2 protein-coding genes and 1 pseudogene are annotated in these 1,679 nt (G+C 67.4%); all 3 read right to left on the bottom strand.

All coding sequences use genetic code 11. The annotated features are described in order from the left end of the window. Positions 1-255: 255 nt before the first annotated feature. A complete protein-coding gene (locus tag AC067M_RS45765) occupies positions 256-825 on the bottom strand; it encodes a dihydrofolate reductase family protein (protein WP_423520485.1) in 570 nt (189 codons plus the stop codon). 467 nt (positions 826-1,292) lie between these two features. Further along, positions 1,293-1,571, bottom strand: coding sequence for a hypothetical protein (locus AC067M_RS45760; protein ID WP_478702911.1), 279 nt, complete (start codon positions 1,569-1,571; stop codon positions 1,293-1,295). Between the two features lie 22 nt (positions 1,572-1,593). Further along, a pseudogene (locus AC067M_RS45755) lies at positions 1,594-1,679 on the bottom strand (IS5/IS1182 family transposase); the annotation flags it as partial.

Genomic DNA, 1,679 nt, shown 5'->3' with positions numbered 1-1,679 from the left:
CAACGGCTCCAGCTTCGGGCCCCGACGAGGAACTGACGCACCAGCAGCAGAAGTCACGCAACTACTAACGATCAACTACTGGCGCAGGACACTAGTGCCACGGCAGGCAACGTTTGCCCTGTCCGCTACCGGCACCTCGTGGCGATATCCCCCGTCGACATGTCCGCCGTTCGGGGGCACGGCCAGCGCGGGGCAACGCGACCCCGAGCCGTCGTTCCGTCACGAGGGAGCTTCAACGTGCCAGGACAAATCACGTCAAGCCGTAACTCGCGTGGGCCGGTATCGCTGGGCTACCGCCCCCGACCGGAATTCATGGCGGTCCACGAGCTCGAGCTGGATGCGCTCGCGCAGACCGGCGAGCAACGTCGGCCCGTGTCCGGCAAGGACCGGCTGAACAAGGAACTCGTACTCGTCGATCAGTCCCAGATCTGCCAACGCCAGGGGGAGCGTCACGCCACCCACCCACAGGCCCTCGCCTGACTCCTGCTTGAGCCGCTGAACCGCTTGCTCCAAGTCGCCTCGCACCAGGTCGGCATTCCAATCGACCCCGCTCAGCGTGCTCGACACGACGTACTTCTTCGCCCGGTCGATGGTCTCGGCGAACGGGATCTGCCACTCATCCATCCAGTCAGGCCACGTGCCCGTGGCCGGCTTCCGCCACGCCGACTCCATCATCTCGTAGGTCACCCGGCCGAAGAGCAGGGCATCGGCTCGCTCCATCTCAGCGGTCCAGTAGCGCATCGACTCCTCGTCCGGGGGGAGCCCTGCCTCGTGATGGCAGCAGCCGTCGAGCGTGACGTTGATCGAGTATCGAAGTGGTCTCATCCCGTTGTATCTCCCTTGAGGCGCGCCCAGCGTTCACCGGACAGTACTCAGACGACTGTCGGCGCCATTTCTCATCGGCGCCCCGGATCGCACCCACTTTGACGTCGTCGTGATGCGAACAAGACCGCAGACCGAGCGCGCGACCGATTCGGCGCTCGGGGCGTTCCAGGTTCGCAACGGGACGGCGCCCATAACGCTCGACTTCGATGCACGGTGCCGCGTCACCTAACCGTCGGCTCAGGGTCGACGACGAACGTCGCAAACGTTGCCTGCCGGGGCACTAGACATCCACGGATGGCGGACCGGGGAAGTCGACGACGGCGTCGCCCTGTCCACCGAACCCGGGCAGTTCCCTGGCGGCCGCGCCCTGTACGACCCGCGCCCCGGCGAGCCGCGCACACCGGGCCCGGGCGTGAGCTGCCGCTTCTACTACTCCGGCGGCTACGCCCTGACCACAGCCCCGACCATCAGCCCGACCACGGCTGGTCAGCGCGCTGCCTACCTCGCCGATCGCCCGCGTGTCCGGCGTTCCTCGAGGAAGCCTTCCGGGAGGGTGCCTTCTTCGCAGGCTTGGCCGGCGCCTCGCGCATGTCCGCCTCGCTGGTCTCGCCGCGCGCCGCCCGGGCCTTGTCGACGGACTGCTGCAGCGTGGCCATCAGGTCCACCAGCTCGCCCGGTCGGGCCGCCGGTTCCGGGGCCTTGGGCAGCGGGCGGTCTTCCTGCTTGGCCTCGATCACCGCGCGCAAGGCGTCGGTGTAGTGAGCTTCTTCAGCGTTGCCGCTCCAGGGTGAGGACGGCTTTGGTGATTGACGTCATGCGGTTGGGGCTGCACCGGCATCTGCTGAAGATCCGCC

The organism is Streptomyces sp. NPDC043427 (genome assembly GCF_056436655.1).
This window is presented reverse-complemented; position numbering and strand designations above follow the sequence as displayed.

Coding starts and splice junctions, on each gene's coding strand:
- AC067M_RS45765 (WP_423520485.1), bottom strand. CDS start 825: ATGAGACCACTTCGATACTCGATCAACGTCACGCTCGACGGCTGCTGC.